At 42.7% G+C, this 24,967-nt stretch carries 20 protein-coding genes; 9 read left to right on the top strand and 11 right to left on the bottom strand.

The genetic code is table 11. The features are described 5' to 3' along the window. Positions 1-44 precede the first annotated feature (44 nt). The 4 genes from HFD85_RS16845 (at position 45) to HFD85_RS16830 (ending at position 5,444) form a co-directional block, all read left to right on the top strand. Positions 45-2,129, top strand: a complete 2,085-nt coding sequence (locus HFD85_RS16845) for a hypothetical protein (RefSeq protein WP_167612552.1) — start codon at positions 45-47, stop codon at positions 2,127-2,129. 25 nt (positions 2,130-2,154) lie between these two features. After that, entirely contained in the window at positions 2,155-3,207 is a 1,053-nt protein-coding gene (locus tag HFD85_RS16840; RefSeq protein ID WP_167612550.1) for a DUF6340 family protein, read from the top strand. After that, positions 3,204-4,232, top strand: a complete 1,029-nt coding sequence (locus tag HFD85_RS16835; protein ID WP_167612548.1) for a DUF6340 family protein — start codon at positions 3,204-3,206, stop codon at positions 4,230-4,232. The genes HFD85_RS16840 and HFD85_RS16835 overlap by 4 nt, the downstream gene beginning before the upstream one ends. A 102-nt stretch (positions 4,233-4,334) precedes the next feature. Then, a complete protein-coding gene (locus tag HFD85_RS16830; protein WP_167612546.1) occupies positions 4,335-5,444 on the top strand; it encodes a DUF6340 family protein in 1,110 nt (369 codons plus the stop codon). Between the two features lie 20 nt (positions 5,445-5,464). Here HFD85_RS16830 and HFD85_RS16825 read toward each other — a convergent pair whose 3' ends face one another. Together HFD85_RS16825 and recN are read right to left on the bottom strand one after the other, a co-directional pair. Then, positions 5,465-6,298, bottom strand: coding sequence for a CvfB family protein (locus HFD85_RS16825; RefSeq protein ID WP_167612544.1), 834 nt, complete (start codon positions 6,296-6,298; stop codon positions 5,465-5,467). Between the two features lie 230 nt (positions 6,299-6,528). Next, positions 6,529-8,184 carry a DNA repair protein RecN gene (gene recN / locus HFD85_RS16820; RefSeq protein ID WP_167612542.1) on the bottom strand — a complete coding sequence of 552 codons (1,656 nt, stop codon included), beginning with the start codon at positions 8,182-8,184 and terminating at the stop codon, positions 6,529-6,531. A 428-nt stretch (positions 8,185-8,612) separates the two neighbouring features. Between recN and HFD85_RS16815 the strand changes: the two genes are divergently transcribed. From HFD85_RS16815 to HFD85_RS21935, 4 genes are all read left to right on the top strand, one after another. Beyond that, positions 8,613-8,972, top strand: a complete 360-nt coding sequence (locus HFD85_RS16815; protein WP_167612540.1) for a diacylglycerol kinase family protein — start codon at positions 8,613-8,615, stop codon at positions 8,970-8,972. 72 nt (positions 8,973-9,044) lie between these two features. Beyond that, the gene (locus HFD85_RS16810; RefSeq protein WP_206082005.1) at positions 9,045-9,851 is read left to right on the top strand and encodes a phosphatase PAP2 family protein; all 807 of its coding nucleotides are present in this window, start codon (positions 9,045-9,047) and stop codon (positions 9,849-9,851) included. Then, entirely contained in the window at positions 9,832-11,355 is a 1,524-nt protein-coding gene (gene eptA, locus HFD85_RS16805) for a phosphoethanolamine--lipid A transferase EptA (RefSeq protein WP_167612538.1), read from the top strand. Before HFD85_RS16810 ends, eptA begins: the two co-directional genes overlap by 20 nt. A 309-nt stretch (positions 11,356-11,664) precedes the next feature. Continuing rightward, complete coding sequence (locus HFD85_RS21935; RefSeq protein WP_167612536.1) at positions 11,665-11,940, top strand: peptidoglycan bridge formation glycyltransferase FemA/FemB family protein; 276 nt, start codon at positions 11,665-11,667, stop codon at positions 11,938-11,940. A 70-nt stretch (positions 11,941-12,010) separates the two neighbouring features. Here the strand turns inward: HFD85_RS21935 and porD are convergent, their stop codons facing one another. Genes porD through HFD85_RS16780 form a run of 4 tightly spaced genes read right to left on the bottom strand, consistent with a single transcriptional unit; the run spans position 12,011 to position 15,306 of the window. After that, positions 12,011-12,922 (bottom strand): type IX secretion system protein PorD, encoded by a 912-nt coding sequence (gene porD / locus HFD85_RS16795; RefSeq protein ID WP_167612527.1) that lies wholly within the window; start codon positions 12,920-12,922, stop codon positions 12,011-12,013. A 4-nt stretch (positions 12,923-12,926) separates the two neighbouring features. After that, entirely contained in the window at positions 12,927-14,129 is a 1,203-nt protein-coding gene (gene coaBC, locus HFD85_RS16790) for a bifunctional phosphopantothenoylcysteine decarboxylase/phosphopantothenate--cysteine ligase CoaBC (protein WP_167612525.1), read from the bottom strand. Between the two features lie 11 nt (positions 14,130-14,140). Beyond that, the gene (locus tag HFD85_RS16785) at positions 14,141-14,476 is read right to left on the bottom strand and encodes a DNA-directed RNA polymerase subunit omega (protein WP_167612523.1); all 336 of its coding nucleotides are present in this window, start codon (positions 14,474-14,476) and stop codon (positions 14,141-14,143) included. Between the two features lie 5 nt (positions 14,477-14,481). Further along, positions 14,482-15,306 (bottom strand): outer membrane protein assembly factor BamD, encoded by an 825-nt coding sequence (locus tag HFD85_RS16780; protein ID WP_240925067.1) that lies wholly within the window; start codon positions 15,304-15,306, stop codon positions 14,482-14,484. A gap of 254 nt (positions 15,307-15,560) precedes the next feature. Between HFD85_RS16780 and HFD85_RS16775 the strand changes: the two genes are divergently transcribed. After that, positions 15,561-16,823 carry an aminotransferase class I/II-fold pyridoxal phosphate-dependent enzyme gene (locus HFD85_RS16775; RefSeq protein ID WP_167612521.1) on the top strand — a complete coding sequence of 421 codons (1,263 nt, stop codon included), beginning with the start codon at positions 15,561-15,563 and terminating at the stop codon, positions 16,821-16,823. A gap of 69 nt (positions 16,824-16,892) precedes the next feature. Here the strand turns inward: HFD85_RS16775 and HFD85_RS16770 are convergent, their stop codons facing one another. The 5 genes from HFD85_RS16770 to HFD85_RS16750 form a co-directional block, all read right to left on the bottom strand. After that, positions 16,893-17,591: a 3-keto-disaccharide hydrolase gene (locus tag HFD85_RS16770; protein WP_206082004.1), complete on the bottom strand. Its 699-nt coding sequence runs from the start codon at positions 17,589-17,591 to the stop codon at positions 16,893-16,895. A gap of 19 nt (positions 17,592-17,610) precedes the next feature. Next, entirely contained in the window at positions 17,611-18,879 is a 1,269-nt protein-coding gene (locus tag HFD85_RS16765; protein WP_167612519.1) for a glucuronyl esterase domain-containing protein, read from the bottom strand. Positions 18,880-19,066: 187 nt separating this feature from the next. Next, positions 19,067-20,413 (bottom strand): ATP-binding protein, encoded by a 1,347-nt coding sequence (locus HFD85_RS16760; RefSeq protein ID WP_167612517.1) that lies wholly within the window; start codon positions 20,411-20,413, stop codon positions 19,067-19,069. 11 nt (positions 20,414-20,424) lie between these two features. Beyond that, positions 20,425-21,291 carry a tetratricopeptide repeat protein gene (locus HFD85_RS16755; protein WP_167612515.1) on the bottom strand — a complete coding sequence of 289 codons (867 nt, stop codon included), beginning with the start codon at positions 21,289-21,291 and terminating at the stop codon, positions 20,425-20,427. A gap of 10 nt (positions 21,292-21,301) precedes the next feature. Next, on the bottom strand, positions 21,302-24,934 hold the full coding sequence (locus tag HFD85_RS16750; RefSeq protein WP_167612513.1) for an eCIS core domain-containing protein: 3,633 nt from the start codon (positions 24,932-24,934) through the stop codon (positions 21,302-21,304). Positions 24,935-24,967 lie beyond the last annotated feature (33 nt).

Here is a 24,967-nt window from a genome sequence, read left to right as displayed (position 1 = left end):
AAAAAGGAGTTGCTTATATTTACGACTTTTAAAATTCAGAAGATTTGATCTCATTCGGAACAACATACTGGCCGGTTATCATACTGGCATTCATACTTGCAGCAATCGGAATTTCCCTCTTACTGTATTTCAGGAACAAAGCCAACGGCGAGCTCTCGAAAATACAATTACGTACCTTAATGGTATTGAGGTTTCTATCCTTTTTTCTGATTGCATTTTTATTACTGTCGCCATTTATCCGGAACCTGAAAAAGATCACCCAGAATCCGGTAATCATTACTGCCTGGGACAACTCTTCATCAATGATTTTAAGTGGCGACTCTGCCTCAGCAGCCAATGAAATCACGGCCGTTCAGGAAGAAATAAAAAAGCAGTTATCCGCCGATTTTGAACTTGTCAACTACACCTTTGGCGACGAACCGGGACCGGATGAATTAAATTTCTCTGAGAAAAGATCGGACTACAGCCAAATGCTGACTACGGTAGTCAACAATCACTTCAACCAAAACATCGGGGCATTGATCGTTGCCGGAGACGGTATCTACAATCGTGGCAAAAATCCGGTTAACCTGCTTGGTGATGTTGGATTTCCGGTGTATACCATTGGTTTTGGCGATACAACAGTTGTTAAGGATGCCCGCATTCAGGATGTGCGAATGAACCGCACCGCATTTCAGGGCAATAAATTCCCGGTTGAGGTGGATGTACAGTTCTCGAGGATTCGAAACAAAACCCTGAAACTTTCCATTTTTCACAATGATGTTGAACTGGAGAGTGTGATGATCACCCCGCCCAACGACAATTATATTATTACCAAGGAATTTATACTCGAAGCCAGCGAACCGGGTTTGCAACATTACACAGCAATAATAGAAAGCACAGAAAACGAGCGCAATACGGATAACAACAGTGCTAATTTTGTCATCAATATCCTGGAAAACAAACAGAAGGTGCTGATCATTTCCGATGGTTCGCATCCCGATATCGGTGCTATAAAAAACACGCTCGACGAGCAAAAAAGCTACGATGTTACGGTGTTCACTGAAGAACCGTATCCAAGCGACCTGAAAGAATTCAATTTATTAATTCTGAACCAGCTGCCAACATCAGGCAAGTCGATGGGCGAACTCGTTGAAAAAGCCAAAGCCGCCCGCCTGCCCGTTCTCTTTATTGTTGGAAGCAAAACCTTTATTCCGCAATTTAATATTCTGGCACAGGGTGCCGCAATTCAGCCGCTGGCGGGATCGGGAGAAGAAGCACAGCCTGTTTTAAATCCGGGTTTTGCCACCTTTAAACTGTCGGAAGATTTTAAGGAATTACTTCCTAAGTTTCCTCCTTTGATGGTAAACTTTGCCGATTATACCCTCGATGCAGGATTTACACCACTTTTCTATCAAAAGCTTAAAAACATTGAAACCGGGAAACCTTTGATGGCCACCGGGAAGATCGACGGACGAAAAATTGGATTTATTTTCGGTGAAGGTATCTGGCGCTGGCGTTTGTTCGATTACTACCAAAACCAGAGCCACGAGCGCTTTAACGAACTCGTTAATCAACTTGTCCAATACCTGGCTTTACGCGAAAACGAAGATAATTTCATCATCGATCATCAACCGGTTTATGCCGAAACTGATGATGTGGTCATGACTGCCGAAGTATATAACGACGCCTATGAGAAGGTAAGCAGCGGTGAAATAAACATCCTGATCAGGAATTCGAATAACGAAGAGTATCGCTTTACTTTCGATGTGCAGGGCGAGAATTACTATTTGAATACCGGCCATCTTCCGGTTGGCGATTATACATTTGAAGCAGAGGTAACACTTGGCGACGAAACCTTCACCGAAACCGGTTATTTCACGGTTATTGCCGTTAATCTTGAAAATGTAGTTACCCGGGCCAACCACAATGTTTTGTATCAGCTGGCCAACCTAAGCGGAGGTCAGTTCTACCTTCCCAATAATACAAACAGCCTGATCGACGAACTAAAAAACGGCAATAAATTAAAAGCTGTGAGTTATTACCAGGAAATGATTAACGAGTTATTAAACCTAAAATGGCTTTTCTTCGTTTTATTAGTCCTGTTGAGTGTGGAATGGTTTTTGAGAAAATACTGGGGTGTTTACTAAAAACAATTTTGTTGAGTTACTGCCAATGAATCTGTCCATCAAAAAATATTATGTTATTTGGATTAGCCTCCTGATCTTTTTAGGTTCTTGCTCATCGTTTAAAACGGTAACAATAGAACTGCCTAAAAAAGCAAAAAATGAATTGCCGGCAGAAATTCAAAGCCTGCTGCTGATCAACCGGACAGTTGATGAAAGTTATACCGATGTACCAAGTGACACTTTGCAGCAACTATTTTTCGATAAAGGCTTTAGTACCGACACCATCATAAAAGACATTCAGGCTGCCGATACCATGCTGAAAGCCCTGGGCGATCTGCTCTTCGAATCGGGCCGCTATGATATTGTGATACCTGAAAATCGATTTATCGCCCATGAAAGCAACGCATTTTTTAGCGAATCGATGCCCTGGGACGAGGTAAAAACCTTGTGTGAAGAATTCAATACCGATGCCATACTTTCGGTTGATATGTTCAGCACACGAGTGATCTGCAAATACGATAAAGAATCGTATTATAATCCCGTAGACAATGGATTTTATACGGCCTCTGAAGCACACATGGCTGTTGTTTACGAGTCGCTGCTAAAAGTTTATGAACCGGAAAATGAGAAGGTCCTGGTTCGCGAATTTATGCGTGATACTATTATTTGGGAAGACATGGCAGGATCGGCGCAGGAACTTTTCAGGCATTTCACACCTGTAAAACAAGCACTCACTGAAGCCGCAATTGCGCTCTCCCTCGATTTTACTGAGAAAATAAGTACTTCGTGGATAGCCGAGCAACGAAAACTCTTTTCAACCGGCGACAATCAACTGGAAACGGCTGCCAAATACATCGACAGCGGAGACTGGACCTCAGCAGTAGCAGTGTGGGAAAAACTGGCAAAAGAGTCAACATCGAAAAGCACAAAAAGTAAAGCACTCTATAACCTGGCTGTTGCGGCAGAAATCCAGGGAGATCTCGAAAAAGCCATCTCACTTGGCCTGAATTCATACAATACCCAGTTCAACCAGCAAACCTACGATTACCTGGAACGATTAAAGTACCGAAAACTAGAACTCGAAAAACAAAACCGATGAACCGTGTCGCCTTATTTATTTTATCCATTTTTCTTTTAAGTGCGTGTACTGTTTACAAGGAATACCCTATTGAAATTTATCAGCCGGGTGTTATTGCCGTACCCCCGCAGGCCGAGAATGTGGCCATTGTATACCGGAATTTCAAATACACCAACGATACCCTGCTGCACTATTACCAGGATGATTTCAGGCTGAAAAAAGCTGCAAAAGATCCGAAGAACCTTGACTCGGTGCTGGTAAACATCAGTATGCAGGAACTGGCTAAAAACCTGAAGGAAAAGAACGCTTTTACCAACATTAATATTTTCCCCGAACTTTTCAAGGAACATCGTGGAAATAAACTTCCGGCGCTTGATTTTGATGTTATCGAAAAAATAAGCGAAACAACGAATTCCGACCTGTTGATTTCGCTCGAAACCTTTTCCTGTTTTTATTCCGAATACTCGTCAACAGAAGCCATGCCAACCAAATCGAATGAAGTGATCACGGCTGCAGTTTGGGCAGTTTACAATCCGAATACGCAAAAACTGCTCGAACGTAAAACGATGATCGACACCATTTTCTGGAACGGTTACGACAACCAGGGAAATTACCAGCGAAAAACGAAACTTCCGCCCCGTATTACGGCACTGAAAATTGCGGCACAAATGGCTGGAGAAAACTATTCGAAGCGCTTTTTTGCTTCGTGGCAAAACGTCAACCGCATGTATTCAGTTCCGCCTCTCCCCGACTTTGCAGCTGCCGATGAATACGTACAAAAAGGTGAATGGGACAACGCCATTATGCTGTGGAAAAGATATGCCGACGACAGCAACGGGAAAATGGCCATTAACGCCCGCTACAACCTGGCCCTGGGCTACGAAATGAAAGACGACCTTGATACCGCTCAAAAATGGTTGATTGCAGCTCAGCAGATTGCCATGGACTACAAAAGCAAGGAAGATCTGAAAATGATTATGCAGTACCGAAAACTACTTTTAAAACGGCAAAAGGATATTGAACGACTAAACCAAAATGAATACTAATTTCGAATCTGACCAATGAAACCAAAAACCTCCGCCCTAATTCTTCCCATCCTCGCAATCCTAATGGTAATTCAGGGCTGTAACACGCTTTATAATTCAAGAATGATCGACATAGATATTTTGCAGCCGGCGAAGGTTAAACTACCCGACGATTATCAAAATGTGGCCCTGCGCTATAACAATTCAAATGTCGCCTGGAATCCAATCTGTGCAAGCTATAATGTTGATGGCAAAGAAATGGTCGATTCAACCAACCTCGACAGCATCGCTTCAGAAGTTTATTTCGATTTATTTGCTGCAACGCTACAAGAGCAACACTTTTTCGAAAATGTCAGCACGCTGAATTCAGCAGATTATTCTACTACTCAATTTATCGACACGCTTGCCATACCCGAATTAATTTTTGGTGATTCAACGCTTACACAGGATGAGTTAAATAGTTTTATGGGCGTTCACACCTTAACCAACGAACTCAAAAAAACAAAACCTTCTCCAAATCCGGTCATGCATAAAAAATACATCGATCCACAATTTGGCTTGTATTCAAAAGAGGAAATTGCGGTCATTGCAGATACCTGTACTGCCGATATCTTGCTGTCACTTGATCATTTCTACACGCAGAATGGCATAAGCTATTTCGATTACAGTGCTTCAGCTAACGAAGTGGTACTGATCCACTATTTCTGGACCGCTTACGATCTGAACAAGCAAAATCTGGCCTTTCATTTCTCAAAAACCGATACCATTTACTGGTCGAAGTTGGCGACAAGCAAAAAGGAAGCAATACATAGACTTCCGCCACGCAAAGATGCTGTACTAAATGCGGCTGATATTGCAGGAGGCAATACGGCAAATTTTCTGATTCCTCACTGGTCAACGGTAAAACGGATGTATTACGTATCGGGGCACGTAGAATTAAAGCAGACCAGCGATATGGTAGAAAAGGGAAACTGGTTGGAGGCTGCCAAATACTGGAAAGCCAATGTAGATAATGGGAACAAGAACATTGCCGCAAAGTCGATGTTTAACCTGGCAGTAGCCTGCGAAATGAACGATGAGATGGATGCTGCAATCGACTGGGCTGTAAAATCATATTACCTCTTTGGTGAAAACAATGAAATTCATGCTGCCAATTGCAAAGAGTACATTCGAATTCTGGCGCAACGCAAACAGGACCGAAACATTCTTAACAAGCAATTTAATATTGAATAAATAAGATCAGAGGTTTACTCCTAGCTGATCAGGCGGATACCATCAGATTCGAAACGGATCATTCGTTTTTTATACAAGGCCCCAATCGCCTGTTTAAATGTTTTTTTACTGATGCCAAACATCGCCTTGATCATTTCAGGCGAAGACTTATCCGAAATGGCCATAAACCCGTTATTCTCGCGCAACTGCTTTACGATCTCATCGCTAACCGGATCCACTTTTTGATACCCGGGTTTATCCAGAATCAGGTCGATTTTTTCATCGTCTCGCACCTTATTGATATAAGCTTTCGTCTCTTCCCCCACACTAACCGGGCGAAATATCTGGTTTCTGTATAAAATCCCAGTATGTTCGCGATTGATCACAGCCTTGTAGCCAATTTCGGTCTCTTCGGTAATAATGATCGTTACTTCTTCTCCCGGTTTGTATTCGGGTGGCGTATTATCGAGGTACTTGTTTAGTTTCGAAGATGCTGCAATGCGTTGTGTCACCAAATCGAGGTAGATATACACCAGGTAAAAGCGGCCGACTTCCATTTTTTGTTTCTGCTCGCTAAAGGGCACCAGAAGATCCTTTGGAAGGCCCCAATCCAAAAAAGCGCCTACTTTGGTCACTGCCGTTACTTCCAGCCGGGCGAACTCGCCCACCGTAGCCAACGGTTTTTCTGTGGTAGCCACCAAACGGTCCTCCGAATCGGTATATACAAAAACCTCGGCTTCTCCAGCATTTTTATGCGCTTCAGTTACAAATTTCTGAGGCATTAAAATCTCCCCCAGTTCACCGCCGTCGAGGTACACGCCGTTGCCGGTTTCCCGAACAATGGTCAGGGTATTTACTTTTCCTATTTCTGTCATGATTTACTACCGTAATTATAAGTTTATATTTCAAACCGAAGATTAACATTGCAAGTAAGATCTTTGAACAAGAAGTCATTGGTCACTTGTCATTAGTCATTGGGAAAAAATTTCGTGCAATTTATTATCAGTTGTTCTTCCTTTTTCCCTCAGTCACTCAATCACTCAACCCCTCAGTCCTTTAATCCGTCAATCTCCGCCCTCAGCTCTTGGCTCTCCGCTCTTCGCCTTTAGTTCGCCAGCAATTCGCGTGCTGCCTGCAAAGTGGTATCTGTGAGTTTCTCACCGCCTACCATAACTGCCAGTTCTTCCACACGTTCATCGTCAGTCAGGATTTTTATCGAGGTAAAAGTCTTTCCTTTTTCTTCGTATTTGTACACCCTGAAATGCGCATCGCCACGGGCAGCAATTTGTGGCAGATGGGTAATGTTAATGATCTGCGTAGTGTCGGAAAATGTTTTGATGATGTTCCCCATTTTCATGGCAATTTCGCCAGAAACACCGGTGTCAATTTCATCAAAAATAATGGTTGGCAGGGCCTTTGAATTCCGTAGCAGGTTTTTAATGGCCAGCATCACCCGCGACATTTCACCTCCGGAAGCGATGCGTGCGATATCGTCGACCGGCACATCGGCATTGGCGCTAAACAAGAGCGCCACCGCATCCAGTCCGTCTTCTCGAAAATCGTCCTGCGTATGGTGTTCTATTTTGAATTTAGCTTTTGGCATACCCAGTTGCTTCAGGTCTTCTACAACCGATTTTTCAATTCCGGTAAAAGATTTTTTACGCACAGCACTTAATTCACCAGCCTTTTTTTGCAGTTGGTCTCGCAAATCGTTCAGCGCTTTTTGCCGGGCTGCAATTTCGTTTTCGTAGCCTGTTACCGTATTTATTTTGGCATCCAGTTCGTTTCGGAGTTCAATCAACTCTACAACCGATGCAACATTGTGTTTTTGCAAGAGACCGTACAACAGGTTTAGCCGGTCGTTTACTTCCTCAATACGCGCCGGGTCGTGCTCCACACGTTCGGCTTGCGCTGCTGCTTCGTCCACCAGGTCGCGAAGCTCGATGGCAGCACTTTCCAAACGTTTTTCAATTTCAGCAGCCTCGCCGGAATATGCACTGATTTTCTCAAGCGCTTTTTTTGCGGCTTTTACGTTCTGAATCACCGAAAAACGCTCAGAATCCAGTAAGTCTTCAACAGTCGAGTAAGCTGTTTTTATTTCTTCGGCATGATTCAACAGCCCCAGCTCGTGCTCCAGCTCTTCCTGCTCGTTCTCCTGCAGGTTGGCTTCCTCGAGCTGGTTAAACTGAAACTCGAAATAATCGAGTTCGGCTTTCTCTTTCCCTGCCTTTTCTTCGAGTTCGAGTAATGCTTTCTGTGCCTGTTTATAGGCCGAAAAAAGAGTTTTATATTCGGAAAGCAACGATTTCGACTGAGCAACAGCATCCACCAGATCGAGTTGAAATTTCTGGTTGCTAAGCTCCAGGTTCTGATGCTGTGAATGAATGTCTATCAATTGCAATCCAAGATCACGGATCACTTTCAGGTTAACCGGTGTATCGTTTATAAAGGCCCGCGATTTACCTGCCGGTGTTATTTCACGACGCAGAATGGTGGTATCGTCGTAATCGAGGTCGTTAGCCTCAAAAAAAGGTTTCAGCCGGTAATTCTTTACTTCGAACATGCCTTCCACCACACATTTTTGGGTGCTGTCTTTCAACACCGATAAATCTGCGCGACTACCAAGGATCAACCCCAAAGCGCCCAGAATAATCGACTTTCCGGCACCGGTTTCCCCGGTAACCGTGTTCAGGTTGCGGTGGAAATCAACCTGTAATTCGTTGATTAAAGCATAATTCGCAATGTATAATTTCGACAGCATATAACGTTGGATTACGAAGTAACGAAAATACCAAAATTAGCAGAAGAAGCACCGCCTGCACGCAATAAAAAATTCTGTAGCGCAGGAAACATGACATAAGCTTGTAACTATTTTGTTAATGGGAACGAACTGCCAAGAATATCACCGACTTCCTCATCAGAATACACCGAAATAATTTGAACAAAAGCAGAATGTAACGTGAATTAATTTTGGCTGTATTCCACAACGGCCATTCACATAAGTTTTAAATTAGGTAATGTTATTGGCAAGTTCTGTATCGAACTACGAATTTTAAAAATCCACAAAATGAACTACTTTCGTGCAAAATTTGAGTGATTATCACAGACGATATGGATGCTGCGAACTGCTGTTTTTGGTTCCGCGGAACTTGTATTTCCTTTAAAATCACACAAAAAAAGAGTACCACTATGAGTAATTTTTTAACTGGCCGGGTAAAAAGCCTTAAATATGCCTTACGGGGAATGATTTTACTGTTAAAAACCGAGCATGCTGTAATTTCACAATTTTCCATCGCTTTGGTTTTTATTGTTCTTGGATTTTACTTTGAAATTTCTCGTATGGAGTGGATTATTCAACTCCTGCTAATGGGCCTGGTACTGGCTGTTGAGAGCGTAAACACTGCTATAGAAAAACTGTGCGATTATATCCAGCCGGAATTTCACAGCCGTATTGGCTTTATCAAGGATATTTCTGCGGGAGCTGTTTCGTTTGCAGTAATTTTCACTATAATTATAGCAGCAATTATTTATTTTCCATATATTTTTTAGCTTTTGAAAAACAATCAGTCAAAATTAGTTAACACACACTTAAACAGTAAGGTTACGGAGAATTTTAGTCGGGTGAATTACAGGTCGCTCATTCCTCCGTTTTTAATTCTACTCCTTTTTTATATTTATTTTATTTTTTCAAAAGGAGGAGGTAGTTATGTGGATGAATACGTTAACATTCAAAAAGATTTGTTCTTAACGATCAATGGTCATTTATCCAAATTTCCGGTGTTACAGTTTAACCTTACACAGTTGGGCGATGTGCTTATATTTTTCCCGCTTTTAACGGTTTTTATGGTGTATTCGCCTAAACTTTGGGAAGGCTTAATAACATCTGCACTTCTTTCGTTAATTGTATCGGCCGGCTTAAAAAAGCTATTTCATGTACCAAGGCCGGCGGCCATGTTCGACAACGATACCTTTGTAATTATTGGCAGAACACTTACCGGAAATACATCCTTACCTTCAGGGCATTCGATAGCAACTTTTGTGGTAATAACTACCTTGCTGTTTGCCTTTATGCCGAATAAGAACAGGCATAAAATAATCTGGACTTTTTTAATGCTTGCACTGGGTTTGATGATTGCCTTTTCGCGAGTTGGAGTTGGAGCTCACTACCCTTTTGATGTGCTGATTGGCAGCACGATCGGATTTATCGTGGCTGTGCTGGGAATCAGAATAAATGCCCGGCTAAATTGGTTAGTATGGATGAAGAACAAAAAATTCTACCCGGTTTTTGTGGTACTTTTTGCTGCCTGGATTTTTGCCATTATTCAAAAAATAGTAGCTGATAATTTGCTGATATTTTATTTTTCAATAGTTGCTTTAGTGATTTCATTGTACTTAATTTTAAAATCCTATGTTCAAGAAAAAAATTAAACTCATCTATTACGCGTTAATAGTTAGTTTTTTAAACCTGATACTGTATCACTACGCTTTCTATAAATTCGTTTACAGCATTATCGATATTAAAACTTTAAACGGTGTTCTGCTGCTTATTAGTTTGCTGGTTTTAACTATCGTCCTAAATGCTTTGGTTTTTTATATCGCGGTGTTCCTGCTACGTAAAGTTGGTAAATGGTTGTTAGTACTGTTTTTTACTATCAATGCTGTTGCGGTATACTTTATAAACACCTACAGTGTTATCATCGACAAATCAATGATTGGTAACGTTCTGAATACGAACTATGAAGAAGCGAGCAGTTTCTTTTCGCTTACTTTTTTGATATACCTGATATTCCTGGGAATTATTCCGAGTGTTGTATTGCTAAAAATCAAAGTCAAATTCACGAATTTTAAAAGGTTTGGTATTCAGGTAGCTTTAACCTTGATTTTTTTACTGGCCCTGATTTATGCCAACTCTACCAACTGGTTGTGGATCGATAAAAACTCGAAAAAATTAGGGGCTTTAGTCATGCCATGGTCTTATGTTGTAAATACCAGCCGGTATTATCATAGCAAGAACAAAAAGAACAAGGAACAAATATTGCTGCCGGATGCGACGGTTAATGACAGTACAAAATCAGTAGTTGTGCTTGTCATTGGCGAATCTGCGAGAAGCGCGAATTTCTCGTTCTACGGTTATCAAAGAAATACCAATCCTGAACTGGCAAAGATTAACAACCTGCACGTTTACCCGGCAGAATCGGCGGCAACATATACCACCGAAGGAATTAAAGCGATTTTAGAACACAAAAAAACCGGTAAGTTGTATGAAATTCTACCCAACTATCTGTATAGAAATGGCATTGAAGTGATCTGGCGATCAACAAACTGGGGTGAGCCTACTGTTCGAATAGAAAACTATCAGAAAAAGGACGAGCTTATACAGGCCTATAATCAAGAGGGTTTTGAGTACGACGAAATTCTGCTGCAAGGATTGAAGGATGAGATAATGAACAGTGATAACAATAAAATATTAATCGTCCTGCATACCAGTACCAGTCACGGACCGGCCTATTACAAAAAATACCCGCCTGAATTCAATCAGTTTACGCCTGTGTGCAAAAGCGTTGAGTTGGCGAAGTGCACCCAACAGGAACTCATAAATGCCTACGATAATACGATTCTTTATACCGACCACATTCTGGCTACGCTGATTGAGGAATTAAAACAGGTAAAGGACTACAATACTTCCATGATTTTTATTTCCGACCACGGCGAATCGTTGGGCGAAAAAAGCTTATACATGCACGGAATACCCCTAAGTATTGCACCTAAAGAGCAGTATGAGATTCCATTTTTTGTGTGGGCGTCGGATGATTCACTGGAATTTAAGGATAGTAATATGTTATCTCAACACCATGTTTTTCACAGTGTTTTAGATTTACTGAAAATAGACAGCCCGGTTTATGACGAAAGCATGAGTATTATAAAAAAATAAGAATGAACTTCCCCGCCGCAGAGCAGCGGGGTATCAATAGGAATACTACTTTTTCGACTCGCCCCAAGGGGCGGGGAATAAGACCCATGAGATCCCGATTGCTCCGCATCGGGATCAGTTCGACTTTACAATTTCAGTTCACTATCATTCCTAAAATTGTAGTCTCACTGATTTAAACACATTGGCGCCTGGTACAAATTATACCTTGATACGGCTGCAGTACAGTATGACATTACAAAACCAGGAATATTTTTCATCGATTCTGAAAAACCGGGATAACAATAAAAAAGGAGTAAGCATTAAATTTTGATGGCGGATATTGACTGCAAGTTTCTTTCCTCCATGTTTTTGATCTTGTCCGGGAAGCGGGCCAGCTATTTGTCCGGAACCTCCACTTCGGCGACCAACAATTTGATGGTAAGTTCTGCACTTCAATGGGAATCGATACAGTTAGCTAAAGAACAGGGATGCACTGAATATGATATGTTTGGCCCGGCCCCGAATTTAGATCGCTCGCATCCGTTACATGGGGTACATATATACAAGAAAGTCTTTGGCAGCAATCACTTCCACCGTATGGGATGATGGGAACACGTGTACAATAAAGAGCTGTATGATTTGTACCGTTTACAGGAAGTTCAAAACTAAATCGGATTTACAAGCCTTCGCTTTCTTCTATTTTTTCGTATTTACTGCCGTTTGAAGGATCGACCTCGTTTAATATAGCCAGCACACGATTTCGCTCGTCGGGATACGATTTAGAAAATACTTTTACCAGTTCATCGGATTTGGCATCGAAAAACATTTGAAGAATGTAGGTGGATGGCCGGCGGCGAAATACCTTCTGAATATCTCGCAGCGACTCGGCAATATTGGCTCTTCCCTCTTCTACCCGGTCCGACATTACATCTAAACCAAGACGGTGGTACGTATACATGGCACTACGGAAAGAAGAATAGGATTTATTTAAAACATTCTCAACCAGCCAGTAACGGTTTCGTTCGCTTTCAAATGCCTTCCAGCCTTTTTCCCGGGCGTTTTGCGAGTTGTTTACAATGGCCTGCGCTTTTTGAAAGTACTCGGTTCCACCTTCGGGTGAAAACGTATCGTAATCGAAACCCAAAATAACGTAAGCATAGTATGCCAGAATATTAGTCAGGTTATCCCGGTTGGATGTTTCATTAAACTCGAGCGTTTGAAACTCCACATAGTTGCAATGAAAATCGTTGTCCTTGATGTTCAAAACGGTTGATGTATAGCTTGAATTAAAGATCGGCCGTGTTAACTGAACCTGGATGGACCCTTTAAATTCATCGGCCGAAATCTGTTCATCGAGCCGGATAAGTATGTTGCACTTAATCTTTTCGTCGTAGCTGTACACATGATCGGTCCATTTCCGGTTGTTCATGAATTCGTACAAGTCGGATTGCATGGTGCGAAACAGGTTCTGATTGGCCCCTTTTATTCCACGTGCCGAAACGGTTACGTTGCAGCGCAACTCTTGCGCTGATGCTGAAAATACAACCAGAAAAACCAGTATTAGGGTGGTAAATATTTTGGACTTCATAACCTTACGCTTTCAATTCAATCATTTTTGCTACTATATCGCGGGCAACTTCCTGCTTAGATTTTAACTCGAAATTCTGCTTTTTATTGCCTTTCTCCAGGATGCTTATTTTGTTGGTATCCACACCAAAGCCTGCGCCTTTGTCGTTCAGCGAGTTCAGAACAATAAAGTCGAGATTTTTCTGCTGCAGCTTTCGTTCGGCGTTGTACTCTTCATTCGTAGTTTCCAGGGCAAATCCTACCAAAAGTTGCTGTGGTGTTTTACGTTTTCCCAATTCAGCGGCAATGTCTTTTGTTGGTTGCAATTCGATGCTCCAGTTCTCTTTGCCGCGCTTTGTCTTCTCGTTTAATTTGTCAACCGGGGTAAAATCGGCCACTGCGGCACACATTACAGCACCGTCGCAACCTGAGAAAGCTTCAATCGAAGCTTCATACATTTCCCGGGCCGATTCAACCGGAACTACACGTATATTACGATGCTGTGCCTTTATATTTACAGGACCAGAAACTACCGTGACCCGTGCTCCTTCAGCAGCCAGTTCTTCGGCAATGGCGTACCCCATTTTACCCGATGAAAAGTTACCGATAAAACGTACGGGATCGATTTTTTCGTAGGTGGGACCTGCTGTTACCAGGAAGGTTTTATTCAGCAGTTTTTTTTTTCGTGAAAGAAGTTTTACCACCTCTTCCACAATGTTCGCGGGTTCTTCCATCCTCCCTTTGCCTTCCAGACCACTGGCCAGTTCGCCACTTGCGGGCTCAACAATGGTATTACCGTAGTCCTTTAAAATGGAAAGGTTTCGTTGTGTGGAAGGGTGAGCAAACATGTCGAGGTCCATGGCCGGAGCAATCATTACCGGGCATTTTGTCGACAGGTAAGTTGTAACCAGCATGTTATCGGCAATGCCGTTGGCCATCTTCCCGATGGAGGTGGCAGTGGCAGGAGCTACCAGCATCAGATCGGCCCAGAGACCAATATCAACATGGCTGTTCCAGCTTCCGTCGTTGGCACCAAAAAATTCGCTGATTACAGGTTTGCCTGAAAGCGCTGATAAGGTAACAGGGGTTATAAACTCCTTTCCCGAAGGTGTAATAACCACCTGAACTTCGGCTCCCTCTTTTACTAAAAGCCGAAGAAGTACTGCTGCTTTATAAGCGGCAATACTTCCGGTTATTCCAAGAATAATATTTTTACCTTTCAGCCTCATGAGGCGTGAAATTAGATGCGTTGCTTGTTCTCGCGCGATGGGTTACGGTGATAGATATCTCCGCTTTTCAGCTCTTCGAAAGCAATAAGTGTTGGTTTTGGTAAACGTTCGTAGAATTTTGAAATCTCAATTTGTTCGCGGTTTTCAAAGATTTCCTCCAGGTTATCAGTGTATGAGGCAAACTCCTGCAGTTTCTGGTTCAGCTCTTCTTTCAGCTCCGAAGAGATCTGATTGGCTCTTTTAGCCAGAACCATCACTGTTTCGTAAATGTTTCCGGTTTCACGTGTCAGTACATCCAAATCGCGTGAAATGGTTGACGGTGCCGCTTTTGTTTTTTTGTAATCCATATTTCTTATTCGTCTATTGTAGTTTCTTCTTTATAATGCAAGTATTCGGTGGCTTTTTCGTAATACTTCTCTATTTCCTTATTGTACTTACTGTTTGGGTACTCATCGATAAATGCAAAATACTCGTCAAGTGCACTCGAAAAACGGTCTTCCTGCTTGTCGCTGATACTGCGTGTTGCCAGCAAATACTTCGATTTTAACAACATGTATTTCAGGTCTTCGCGGTATTTACTGTCAGGAAATTTCTCCAAACTGTTCGACAATGCAACAACTGCCGCCTTATACTGTTCAAAATCGTAGTACAATTTAGCACTTAAATACGACTTATACACCAGTTTATCTTCCAGTTCGTCGATTAACCGATTGGCTTCATCCACGCGTTCGCTAAACGGATACAGGTTGATATAAAGTTGCAGTGCATCAATAGCCTCCTGGGTGACCTGTTGATCGAGTCGTGGTTTTGGTGATTGCAGGTACGAACAGTATCCAATCATAAACTGTGCCTCTTCGGCATATTCACTTAATGGGAATTCATTTACCAGCGATTTGAAATAATGCCCGGCCATTAAATAATCCTTCTGGCCCATAGTACTTTTTGCGTAGTAGTAATAAATCTCGTCGGCACGGCTGGTTCCCCTGAAAATAGTTACCAGTTCCTTAAAAAGCGTACCCGCTCTCACGTATTCGCCGTCTTCGTAATATTCTACTGCTTTTTTGTACTTGAACTCGTAATCGGAACTTTTAACCACTTTATTAAAATCGCTACACGAGATTAAAAACGTGGCTAACAACACGATACTTATTCCCAGAATTCTCATTTTCTTAAACATGGCGCAAAAATATACTTTTTTTAATTAAGTGAAACTAATTCAGCCTCAAAATTTAAATCAAAAAACACAAACAACCTTTTACTTACTACATTCATTTTTAGCAATATACACAAATGCTTTTTGAAATCAGGCTTACGAATGTACAAGTATGCTTTAACAATAAATGCAGCTCTTAGTAATATTTAACACATTTGCGCAGATTTTAAAAAAGATTACATTTGCAAGCTAAACTAAAAACTTTAAACAGTAATAAGGTGGATATATTTGCGAAATTCAGAGAGAATAAAGGAGACATTGGAAAATGGATGGACCAGATTCATGGTTACTTTGCATTTCCAAAGTTAGAGGGTGAAATTTCTGCACGAATGAATTTCCGTGGGAAAGAAGTATTAACCTGGAGTTTGAACAATTACCTTGGCCTGGCGAATCACCCGGAGGTAAGAAAAGCCGATGCAGAAGCTGCTGCCCAATACGGGATGGCTTATCCGATGGGCGCACGAATGATGTCGGGACAAACAGTAAAACACGAACAGCTTGAACGCGAGTTGGCTGCATTTGTGAGTAAACCTGATGCCTTTCTTTTAAATTACGGATACCAGGGAATGGTTTCTGCAATTGATGTGCTAGCCAGCCGAAAAGATGTTATCGTGTACGATTCTGAATCGCATGCCTGCATCATGGATGGTGTTTTCCTTCACAAAGCAAAAGGCGGAAAAAGTTTTGTATACCAGCATAATAACATGGAAAAGCTGCGCAAGATGCTTGGCTTTGCAACTAAAATCGCCAAAGAAACCGGAGGAGGCATACTTGTTGTTACCGAAGGTGTATTTGGAATGACCGGTCAGGTTGGTAAACTGGATGAAATTGTTGCCCTGAAAAAAGAATTCGATTTCCGTTTATTTGTTGACGATGCTCACGGTTTTGGAACCATGGGACCAACAGGTGCCGGTTCGGGCGAACATTTCGGTGTTCAGGACGGCATCGACCTTTACTTCGGAACATTTGCAAAAGCAATGGCCGGTATTGGTGGGTTTATTGCCTGCGAAACCGACATCTGCTACATCCTGCGTTACAACATGCGCTCGCAAACTTTCGCAAAATCGTTGCCAATGGCCATGACAATTGGTGCTTTGAAACGTCTGGACATGATTCGTACCATGCCGGAACTTCGCGAAAAATTGTGGTCGGTTGTTAATGCGCTGCAAAGCGGATTGAAAGAAGCTGGTTTCGACCTTGGAAAAACCAATACACAGGTTACTCCTGTTTATATGAAAGGTGGAGAAGCCGAAGCCACACAAATGGTTCACGACCTGCGCGAAAACTACGGTATATTCTGTTCGATGGTGGTTTACCCGGTTATTCCGAAAGGTGAAATTCTTTTACGTTTAATTCCTACTGCAATGCACAGTCTTTCGGATGTTGAATACACGCTGAAAGCATTTAAGGAAGTAAAAGTAAAACTGGAAGCAGGCGAATACAAAAGTGAAGAACTTGCAAAAGTTGAAGTGGATAAATAATATCGATTAATAGGATATAGAAAAAGGGAGCCTTATGGTTCCCTTTTTTATTGTTATTTCTCGAACAGATTAATTAATCGGAGTTGTTTTTGTAATCGGAGTTAAATCGATCTTTTTGAATTCAACTTTTGCACCTTCTGCCTGAACAGCTATTTGACCTTCGTTAGCCGTACAACCGTAACCAAAATTTACCAAATCGTTGTTCACCCAAACTTTAACCGTATCGGCAACACATTCAATTACCATTGTATTCCACTCTCCCAGCGGGTGTTCAGAACCGTCGGTCAGGTTAATAATGCGGCGGTTTTTGCCTTCGGTAATTCCCCAGCTTTCTTCCGGTCCGCGCCGTTCGACCATATTTGGAACCTTAATATCTTCAACAATACACCAAAAGTCGCCAGCATCGCCACTTTGCATTTGTACCTCCAGTGATTTTGGAAACATGCCGTACAATGCCCGTGGAGTAGAAGCGTGCACCAAAACGCCACAGTTTCCGGGATCGCCCGCAAAACGATATTCCACATCCAGGCGGTAATTGCTAAAAACCGAATCGGTAATTAAATGGCCACGCGGATCGCCCATACTAACAAGCAGGGAATCGTTAACAATAAAGGACTTCTCTATATTGGGATTTTGATCGGCATCCGGAACATCGGCATGCCAACCTGTTAAATCGGTACCATTGAAGAGATGAATTGTTTCAGGCACCTTTTCATTAGTGCAGGCCATAATTCCTGCAACGGCGAATAACAAAATAGTTTTTTTCACACTAGTTAATTTTAGTTGGTTATTGAATAAATTTCTGTGCCCAGTTGATGTATTGCTCCCAGTCAAAATCAGTGACGTCGTGGACACCGCTGCGAATGTGGTAAGCCACCGTATTTATAATTGGCTTATTAACGGGCGGTTGAGTGTCATCCTGAATGCCTTTTTTTCCATACAATTTATAAACCGGACCGGCATAATAAGCACCCTGAAACTCACCTTTTGGATCGGCCCACTGATCTTCCTCGGCACTCGCCACATAAACCGGGCGTGGTGCAACAAGTGCAATCAGTTCGTGCTGATCAACTACCAATTTCTTTTCGTCGTTGTTGAAGTTTTTGAAATTATCGCAAAACCAGTGCGGGAAACTTCTATTGATGCGCCAGATGGTTTCACCAAACTGACGTTTAAAAAGAGCTGCTCCGCCACATCCTGAATTATTGGCAATTACTCCGGCAAAACGCTGATCGTTTGCCCCGGCCCAAAGCGATGTTTTTCCGAGTCGCGAATGTCCAAACACAATCACTTTCGAGGCATCAATATCCTCGTCCTGCTCAAAATAATCCATAGCCCGGCTTAATCCCCATGCCCAGGCAGCAATCGATCCCCATTCGTTGTCGGCCGGTTGTTGCTGGTCATCAACATAAAAAAGCCGTTGTACACCATCCGTCAAATCGTTTGTATCGGGATCTACTTCGCCATAATAAATGGTGGCAAAACCAAAACCTGCATCCAGCATCTTTTCAATGGCCCAACGATTGGTGCGTACGCCTCGCGACTGCTCGGTAAGTTGGTGATTTACAATTCCAAAAGAGGGATTATTGTCGACCCACGCCGTAGAAATCAGCACATTCACATCATCGGTAACTGTATGATTTCCGTAAAAATTATACCCCAAAAATAGAGGGACTTTTTTATCGGTTTTTGGCAAATAAATCAAAATAGTAAAATGAAGCGATTGCTTATTTTTTTCGAATGATAATTCCACCTGTTTCCGGATGGCTTTGCCGCCATAAGCATTGGAACTTTCCTCCAGAACATCAACCGAACTTATTGCCAGTTTTCCGGGCACTTCGCCATAAATGTTCTGCTGGTAATAATCAAGGATTTCGGGTCGGCGCTTTTTTTCCCACTGTTTTACACTACGTACCTTCTTCCCTGAAAAGGTTTTCAGAGGATCGGGCAATTTGAATTCAGGAACTTTACTTTCATCATAATTCGGCTTCCACTGCGCTTCCGCCACAAATCCGAAAGAAATAACAAACAGCAATAAAAAAACAGTACGTATCATCGCTTCCCCTTTTGCGTGTGTTGTGAAATTAAGCTTTTAATCGCATTTCCCAAAATTGATAAATAAACATGCCGGAAAAGATTGAATATAGATTGAAAGCAGATTGATACAGATTGAGGTAGATTGATTTAGTCATCGGTCCATTCAATATTTCAATCTGAAACGGTTGATGATTTTCTTTTTCGCTTTACGACTTTCTGATCATTTTACCTTCTTTACGGTATTCTTTTTCAATGCCTTTTTGAAGAATATCAGCGGTAATAACTGTTTTGTTTTGCTCCAGGGTGTGAAGACCGGCAAAGTGAATAACATTAACGATGTTGGCGCCGCTAAGCTCATAATTCCGGGCAATTTCCTTTAAGTTGACCTGTTTATCGAGGCTAACACTTTTGGGCAAATAATTCTCCCACAATTTTAAGCGTTCTGAAATTCCGGGATTATCGAATTCAACAAATGAATTGAAACGACGGGTAAACGACGGATCGATATTGGCTTTCATGTTCGTTGCCAGAATAACCAGGCCGGCATGCGATTCAATGCGTTGCAAAAGATAGGAAACCTCCTGGTTGGCATATTTGTCGTGTGCATCGCGCACATTGGTACGCTTCCCGAAAATCGAATCGGCCTCATCAAAAAACAAGATCCAATCTTTATTAGCCGCTTTATCAAAAAGATTGGAGAGGTTCTTTTCGGTTTCGCCAATGTATTTCGATACCACCAGCGACAAGTCGATTCGGAACACATCGCGTTTGGTATATTTCCCAAGCAAACAGGCAGTCATGGTTTTTCCTGTTCCCGGAGGTCCGTGAAAAAGCACCCGGTAACCGGGTTTGATTTTATCGGCTAATTTCCAGTCGGTAAGCAAGCGGGTATTGTGTTTTAGCCAAACCTCAATTTCCCTGATTTCTTCAACAGTAGTATCGTCGAGCACCAGGTCGTTCCATTCCAGATCGGTAGTGATCAACTGAGCCGGAAAATCGCTGCTGAGTTTTGGCCGCGATATTTTTCCGGAGAGAAACAAATCAACATATTCGTCATCGAGCACGAGCCGGCCACTCATTTTGGGTTCTCCCGGCGGGACCGGTTCGATGTAAATCACATTCTTTCGGGCAAAAAGGTGATCATCGTCAAACATGGCAGAAAGTTTTACCCGCTTATCCAGATCGCGTCCGGCGAGAATATACAGCACAGTTTCACCTGTCGGCAATATTCCCCGGTGATTTTTTCCTTTTACGCCACCAAAGTCAGGAAATTCGCCACCGTTGGGCAGATAAGCACCAACAACAGTTGAGATTAAACCCGGAGAAATATAGGGCACCAGCGCCAGAATTAAGCAAACTATTTCGGCTTTGGTGAGTTTATTCTGAATAATAAAATCCGACAAATACGACGAGAATTTGGAAAAATCGGGTACCTGCAAAGGCCGGGTCTGCTCTTTGCCGAAATCAAGGTTTAAACGCGCCCTGATAGCCGATTCAAGAAAATGCTGAACCACATTTAAAACACCTTCAGAAACGTGAGTACTTGAAACCATAAAACTTTGTTTTATTTTGAATCCTGTTTATTAAGAAACTCCAGGTATCCTGTTGCTTTTTCATTTGCTGGATTATGCTCCAAAACCGCTTCAATCAGTTTTCGTGCTTCATTCCATTGCTGTAAGGAAAGTAAAACAGAAACGGCGTCCAACTTTACCTTTTCATTTTCAGGATGCAGACGCATTAGGAAAGTAAATTCTTTTAATGCAGATTTAGAATCACCCTTCGACAGGTAATTTACTGCGAGGTAGTGTCTGGTTTGAAAGCTGTCGGGTTCAATTGCCAAACTTCTTCTAAAAGCCTCTTCTGCCAAACCGTAATTTTTCAGGTTAAACTCACAAATACCGGCATACAATTGAAGAACTGCGCTTTTTTCCAGCCACTCATGCCTGGCAATTATCGAAAGTGCAGCCTCAAAGCGGCCAAGAGCCATTAAATTTTTTGCCCATTCAACCTGATAATTGATATTGCCTGATTGCTGCACCAGCTTTTCCCAAATCTGACAGGCGTCAGAATACAACTTCAGGCTTTCATAAAATTTAGCAAGACTAATATTTGCATTCTCATTTTGCGGATCAAGTTGAAGTGCCTTTTTGTAGTTCTTCTCTGCATCTTTCAATTTTCGAAGAAAAACCTGCGCATTGGCCAGATTAAGATAATAAGTCGCCTTCTCCTTTACTTTTAAGGCTTTCATAAAATATTCTTCCGCTACCTTATACTCTTTCTTCTGGTGATAAAGCAGCCCCAGGTTATTTAAGGTTGTTGCATTCGCACTATCAATTTCCAAAGCCTGCATATACCGTTTTTCAGCCAGGTCAAACTCCTGATTCAGGAAATGCCCAACTCCTTTGTTATTGATCTCTATTACTTTTTCCATTCACCTTAATTTAGTCAAAAATATCGTTTTTTATATCGCGTGCCAGACCTTTAGCCATGTTCACAACATCCAGATCGGGGTAAATAACTTCAATATCTTCGAATGATATGTCGAACGGCTGATCTTCCTGGTAATGCACCGGGAATACCACACCAAACTGAATATCAGGCCCCCAACTAAACGAAACCAGATTATGCCTCCAGGTTTCCGAAATCGAGAACCAGCCAATTCCCAGACTTGCACGTGCAAATGCATTTACATCGAACGTAAACTTCGGATTAACCATGATGCGTCCTTCGGCATCGAGAATAACACCGGTTTGCGGACTCCATGAAAGATCAACCGCAGCAGAAGCTTCACCTTCCAATCCCAGGGTACCGGCCAGTTCAATTCCTCCTGACAAGCTGGCAATGGCAACGCTCACTCCAAGTCCAAGATCGCCACGGAGCGTAAGACCGGCATCGGCAGGAATGGCAAATTCACCATGACCGTGAATTTCGGTTTCATCTTCATGATCAGGATTGTAGGTGACTTCGGCGTATACCTCACGCAACTGCCCCGGGCCAAACCCGGCAGAGAAATCCAATCCCCCGCTGATTTGCGCTACCAAACCAATGCTTCGTGGCCCCAGCGGAATGGCAAAAATCGGAATCTCGACAGTTGGAACCGTAAACAGGTTTCTTCGGAATTCCCTGCGGTCGAAAACTTCAACCGTACTTGGCAAGGCAATTCTTCCTGAAACTTCCATTTCGCCATTAGGAAGAAATTCCACTCCGGCAGTGGCTTCAAGCCATGGAGTAAGTTGAAGCGTAAGATCGCCGCCGCCATACACGCGCATGGTGTCGTCGGGCTCACCTGTTGGCTGACCATCCTCGCCAATTGCTCGGTTGGTAGCTCCTACACGCACATTTCCACTCAGCATACCACGTTCGTAAGCCGCGCTGCCTTCAATGGTAATGGCACCGTTTTCGTAAGTCACCGAAAGCGAAGAGTCAATACCGGGAATATCGGGCTGGGCAGTTCCGCTTACCATTACATCGTAGTTTTCGGCACCGTCTTCTTTTGCTACCCGAGCCGAAACCGTTCCGCTTTGAATACCCGGAATATCCGAATTCAGGTTGAACTCACCCGAAATTGAAAAACCTTCCTCGCCGTATTCAACTACCATGGTACCTTGCTCAATCCCGGGAATATCGAGTTCCACATCTCCCGAGGCCGAAAAATTATTTTCGCTGTAAGTTGCCGTAATAGTAGCACTTTTAATTCCGCGAACCTTTCCATGTGGAATACCAATTGTACCACCGATTGTCCAGGTATTTTCGCGGTATTCTACATTGATTTCAGCGGGATCAAAAAGCTGCGTATCGAAATTAAATGAGCCTTCCAGTTCCAGGCCACCTGAAGTAGAAGCTGTAGCTTCAATATGTCCCTCACCGACATGGTTGATACCAAAATCAGTTGAACCACGCAAGCCCAGACCAGTTTCGGTATTGGCAAAAATCGTTAGCGACGAGTCGGATATTTGAAATGGCGGAGGTACATTGATCTGGTCCAGAGGGAAAGTTTTCGAAACCTCAAGAACACCACCATCGAGTCGGAATTCGATCGGATTACCTTCAAAAACAGGGATGGAAGGATTAATTATTCCATAGACATGAAGTCCATTGGGACGCAGCTCCAGTTCAAGAATTTCAACCGGACTTGCTTTTTTGATCCGTAGTCCGTACAAGCCTGAGGTTATGGATTGTTTGGTCAGGTAGCCGGCATATTTCGATCCGGGAAATCGGATAACATTAAAAATCTTGTCTTCGGGCCAGGGTTGCCAGGTATCGTCGTTCTCAGGAATATTTACTGAAACAGTTCCTAAATTTGGTGTATTCTCCACTCCTTCACCCTGGGTATTAAACTGTTTACCCACAATTCGAAACGGATTCCCCAACCAGGTTGCTTCGGTGTTTCTCACCCTGTCATCGGCACCTGTCCAGCGAAAAGTCTTTCCTAAACCTCCCGATTCATTTGGAAAGATCCGAACTTCGCCTTCCTGCCCGATATCTGCAAGGTTTCCGGCTTCAATCGCATCCAGATGTTCACCTGTTTCAATTTGTCGGCGCGTCCAGAACTCGTTCTCGGTAATCGCCTCGTCCCTACCAGATGATTCGGCAGAATTGAAAACCAGCGTGTACGTATTTTTTATTTGCTCGGCCGATCCCGTAACCTGATCACCATGCAGTTCTCTAAAACCTTCCAGTTTCTGATCGATGCTTTGTTTTATCGATGAACCGCTAGATCGGTTTTTTGACGAATCAAGCAACTCCATGTTTTCCATGGTATTTGGCCACTGGGCTTCCGACCAGTTTGCCAGTTGCAATTCTACTATGTGATCCACATCAAAACTCCGAAACTCCTTATCTTTCCCCCAAGTTGGTGCAGTTAATGCCGGAAGGATGGTTTCCATGCTTCCGATAAACAAGGGCTTTACGCTTCGTCCTGTAATATTGGCCTGAAAGACATGAACAGTGCTGCTGTCGGGCGGAGCATGATGATGTTCTTCGTAAAGGGTATTTAAACGGGTTGAAATCGTTTCAGTGCTAACCTCCTGTTTCCAAACGCCTTCGCGCTGATTGGTATTTCCACGAACGTAATTTCTTTTTCGCTTAAGCGGCGCCTTACTGCTGTATAAAACACCACGGTGATCAAGTAATTTAAATCCCGGAATGCCAATTTTATCAAAAGTGATGGTTTGAGCAGTATCGTCGGCTACACCTGTTGTTAGTTGCATTTCAGGTTCAACGGCATCTTCTTCACCTTCCTCCTTCTGAATCATTTTAGTCTGAATAGAAGCACCCTGCTGCAAAGTATGCGTTAATTCGTGTGCCAGCAGATGCTTCCCCGATGGACTCCCAGGATTGTATTTCCCTTCGTTAAAATAAATATCATTGCCATGGGTAAAGGCCTGTGCATTCAGGTTCTCGCTCATCTGAACAGCATCACTGCCGGTATGCACATTTACCCCGCTGAAGTCGGCACCAAAACCGGCTTCCATATCCGATTTTGTTGTAGTATCAAGCGAACTTCCACCTCCGGAAGTTGAGTTAAGTTTCGATTCAATGTTGGAGGCATCACCAGGCTGATCCGATTTGGTTTGTAACACATCTTCATTCAACTCATCAGGAAGATCGGCACTTTTTTGCAGCATTTCCTTAGGCTGAACGGCTTCCTCTTCCTCTTCTTTCTGCAATAAGTCTTCAGGTTCCGTCTTATTCTGAATATCAGGACTTACATTCTTAGCGGTAATTTCGGTCGCTTGTCCCGAATCGTTTTGAAGATCGGCTTCCGGTTTGTTTTGGAAGGCTGTTTCTTCATCCTCCGATTTTTCCTGAACGGAAGGATTGGTAGCATCAAATATATCGTTTGAAGCAGTATGTGTTTTTAACTGAACGGAGCTTACAGGTGAAAAAAAAGATGACTCAGTATCTTGCTGAGCCTTGCCTTTCATCATAATCTGATCAGCCATTTGATCAGCCTCCTTTTCGTACCTATCCCCGGGCTGCCCTACCTTTAAACTGGGTTGAATAAAAGGCTGAGCGCGATTTCCGGTTGTTGCAGAAGGCTTAAATTCTTTTGCTGATCTGTTTCCTGACATTCGCTTAAACTGCTAATAAATACTGATTACATA

The sequence above is a fragment of the Maribellus sediminis genome (assembly GCF_011799805.1).
In the GTDB taxonomy this organism is placed as follows: domain Bacteria; phylum Bacteroidota; class Bacteroidia; order Bacteroidales; family Prolixibacteraceae; genus Draconibacterium; species Draconibacterium sediminis_A.
The sequence above is the reverse complement of the archived record's forward strand: the minus strand, read 5'-3'. Positions and strand labels throughout refer to the sequence as shown.

Coding starts and splice junctions, on each gene's coding strand:
- HFD85_RS16840 (WP_167612550.1), top strand. CDS start 2,155: ATGAATCTGTCCATCAAAAAATATTATGTTATTTGGATTAGCCTCCTG.
- recN (WP_167612542.1), bottom strand. CDS start 8,184: ATGCTGTCGAAATTATACATTGCGAATTATGCTTTAATCAACGAATTA.
- coaBC (WP_167612525.1), bottom strand. CDS start 14,129: ATGAGGCTGAAAGGTAAAAATATTATTCTTGGAATAACCGGAAGTATT.
- porD (WP_167612527.1), bottom strand. CDS start 12,922: ATGAAGTCCAAAATATTTACCACCCTAATACTGGTTTTTCTGGTTGTA.
- HFD85_RS16780 (WP_240925067.1), bottom strand. CDS start 15,306: ATGTTTAAGAAAATGAGAATTCTGGGAATAAGTATCGTGTTGTTAGCC.
- HFD85_RS16830 (WP_167612546.1), top strand. CDS start 4,335: ATGATCGACATAGATATTTTGCAGCCGGCGAAGGTTAAACTACCCGAC.
- HFD85_RS16815 (WP_167612540.1), top strand. CDS start 8,613: ATGAGTAATTTTTTAACTGGCCGGGTAAAAAGCCTTAAATATGCCTTA.
- HFD85_RS16785 (WP_167612523.1), bottom strand. CDS start 14,476: ATGGATTACAAAAAAACAAAAGCGGCACCGTCAACCATTTCACGCGAT.
- HFD85_RS16755 (WP_167612515.1), bottom strand. CDS start 21,291: ATGGAAAAAGTAATAGAGATCAATAACAAAGGAGTTGGGCATTTCCTG.
- HFD85_RS16825 (WP_167612544.1), bottom strand. CDS start 6,298: ATGACAGAAATAGGAAAAGTAAATACCCTGACCATTGTTCGGGAAACC.
- HFD85_RS16835 (WP_167612548.1), top strand. CDS start 3,204: ATGAACCGTGTCGCCTTATTTATTTTATCCATTTTTCTTTTAAGTGCG.
- HFD85_RS16750 (WP_167612513.1), bottom strand. CDS start 24,934: ATGTCAGGAAACAGATCAGCAAAAGAATTTAAGCCTTCTGCAACAACC.
- eptA (WP_167612538.1), top strand. CDS start 9,832: ATGTTCAAGAAAAAAATTAAACTCATCTATTACGCGTTAATAGTTAGT.
- HFD85_RS21935 (WP_167612536.1), top strand. CDS start 11,665: ATGGCGGATATTGACTGCAAGTTTCTTTCCTCCATGTTTTTGATCTTG.
- HFD85_RS16760 (WP_167612517.1), bottom strand. CDS start 20,413: ATGGTTTCAAGTACTCACGTTTCTGAAGGTGTTTTAAATGTGGTTCAG.
- HFD85_RS16765 (WP_167612519.1), bottom strand. CDS start 18,879: ATGATACGTACTGTTTTTTTATTGCTGTTTGTTATTTCTTTCGGATTT.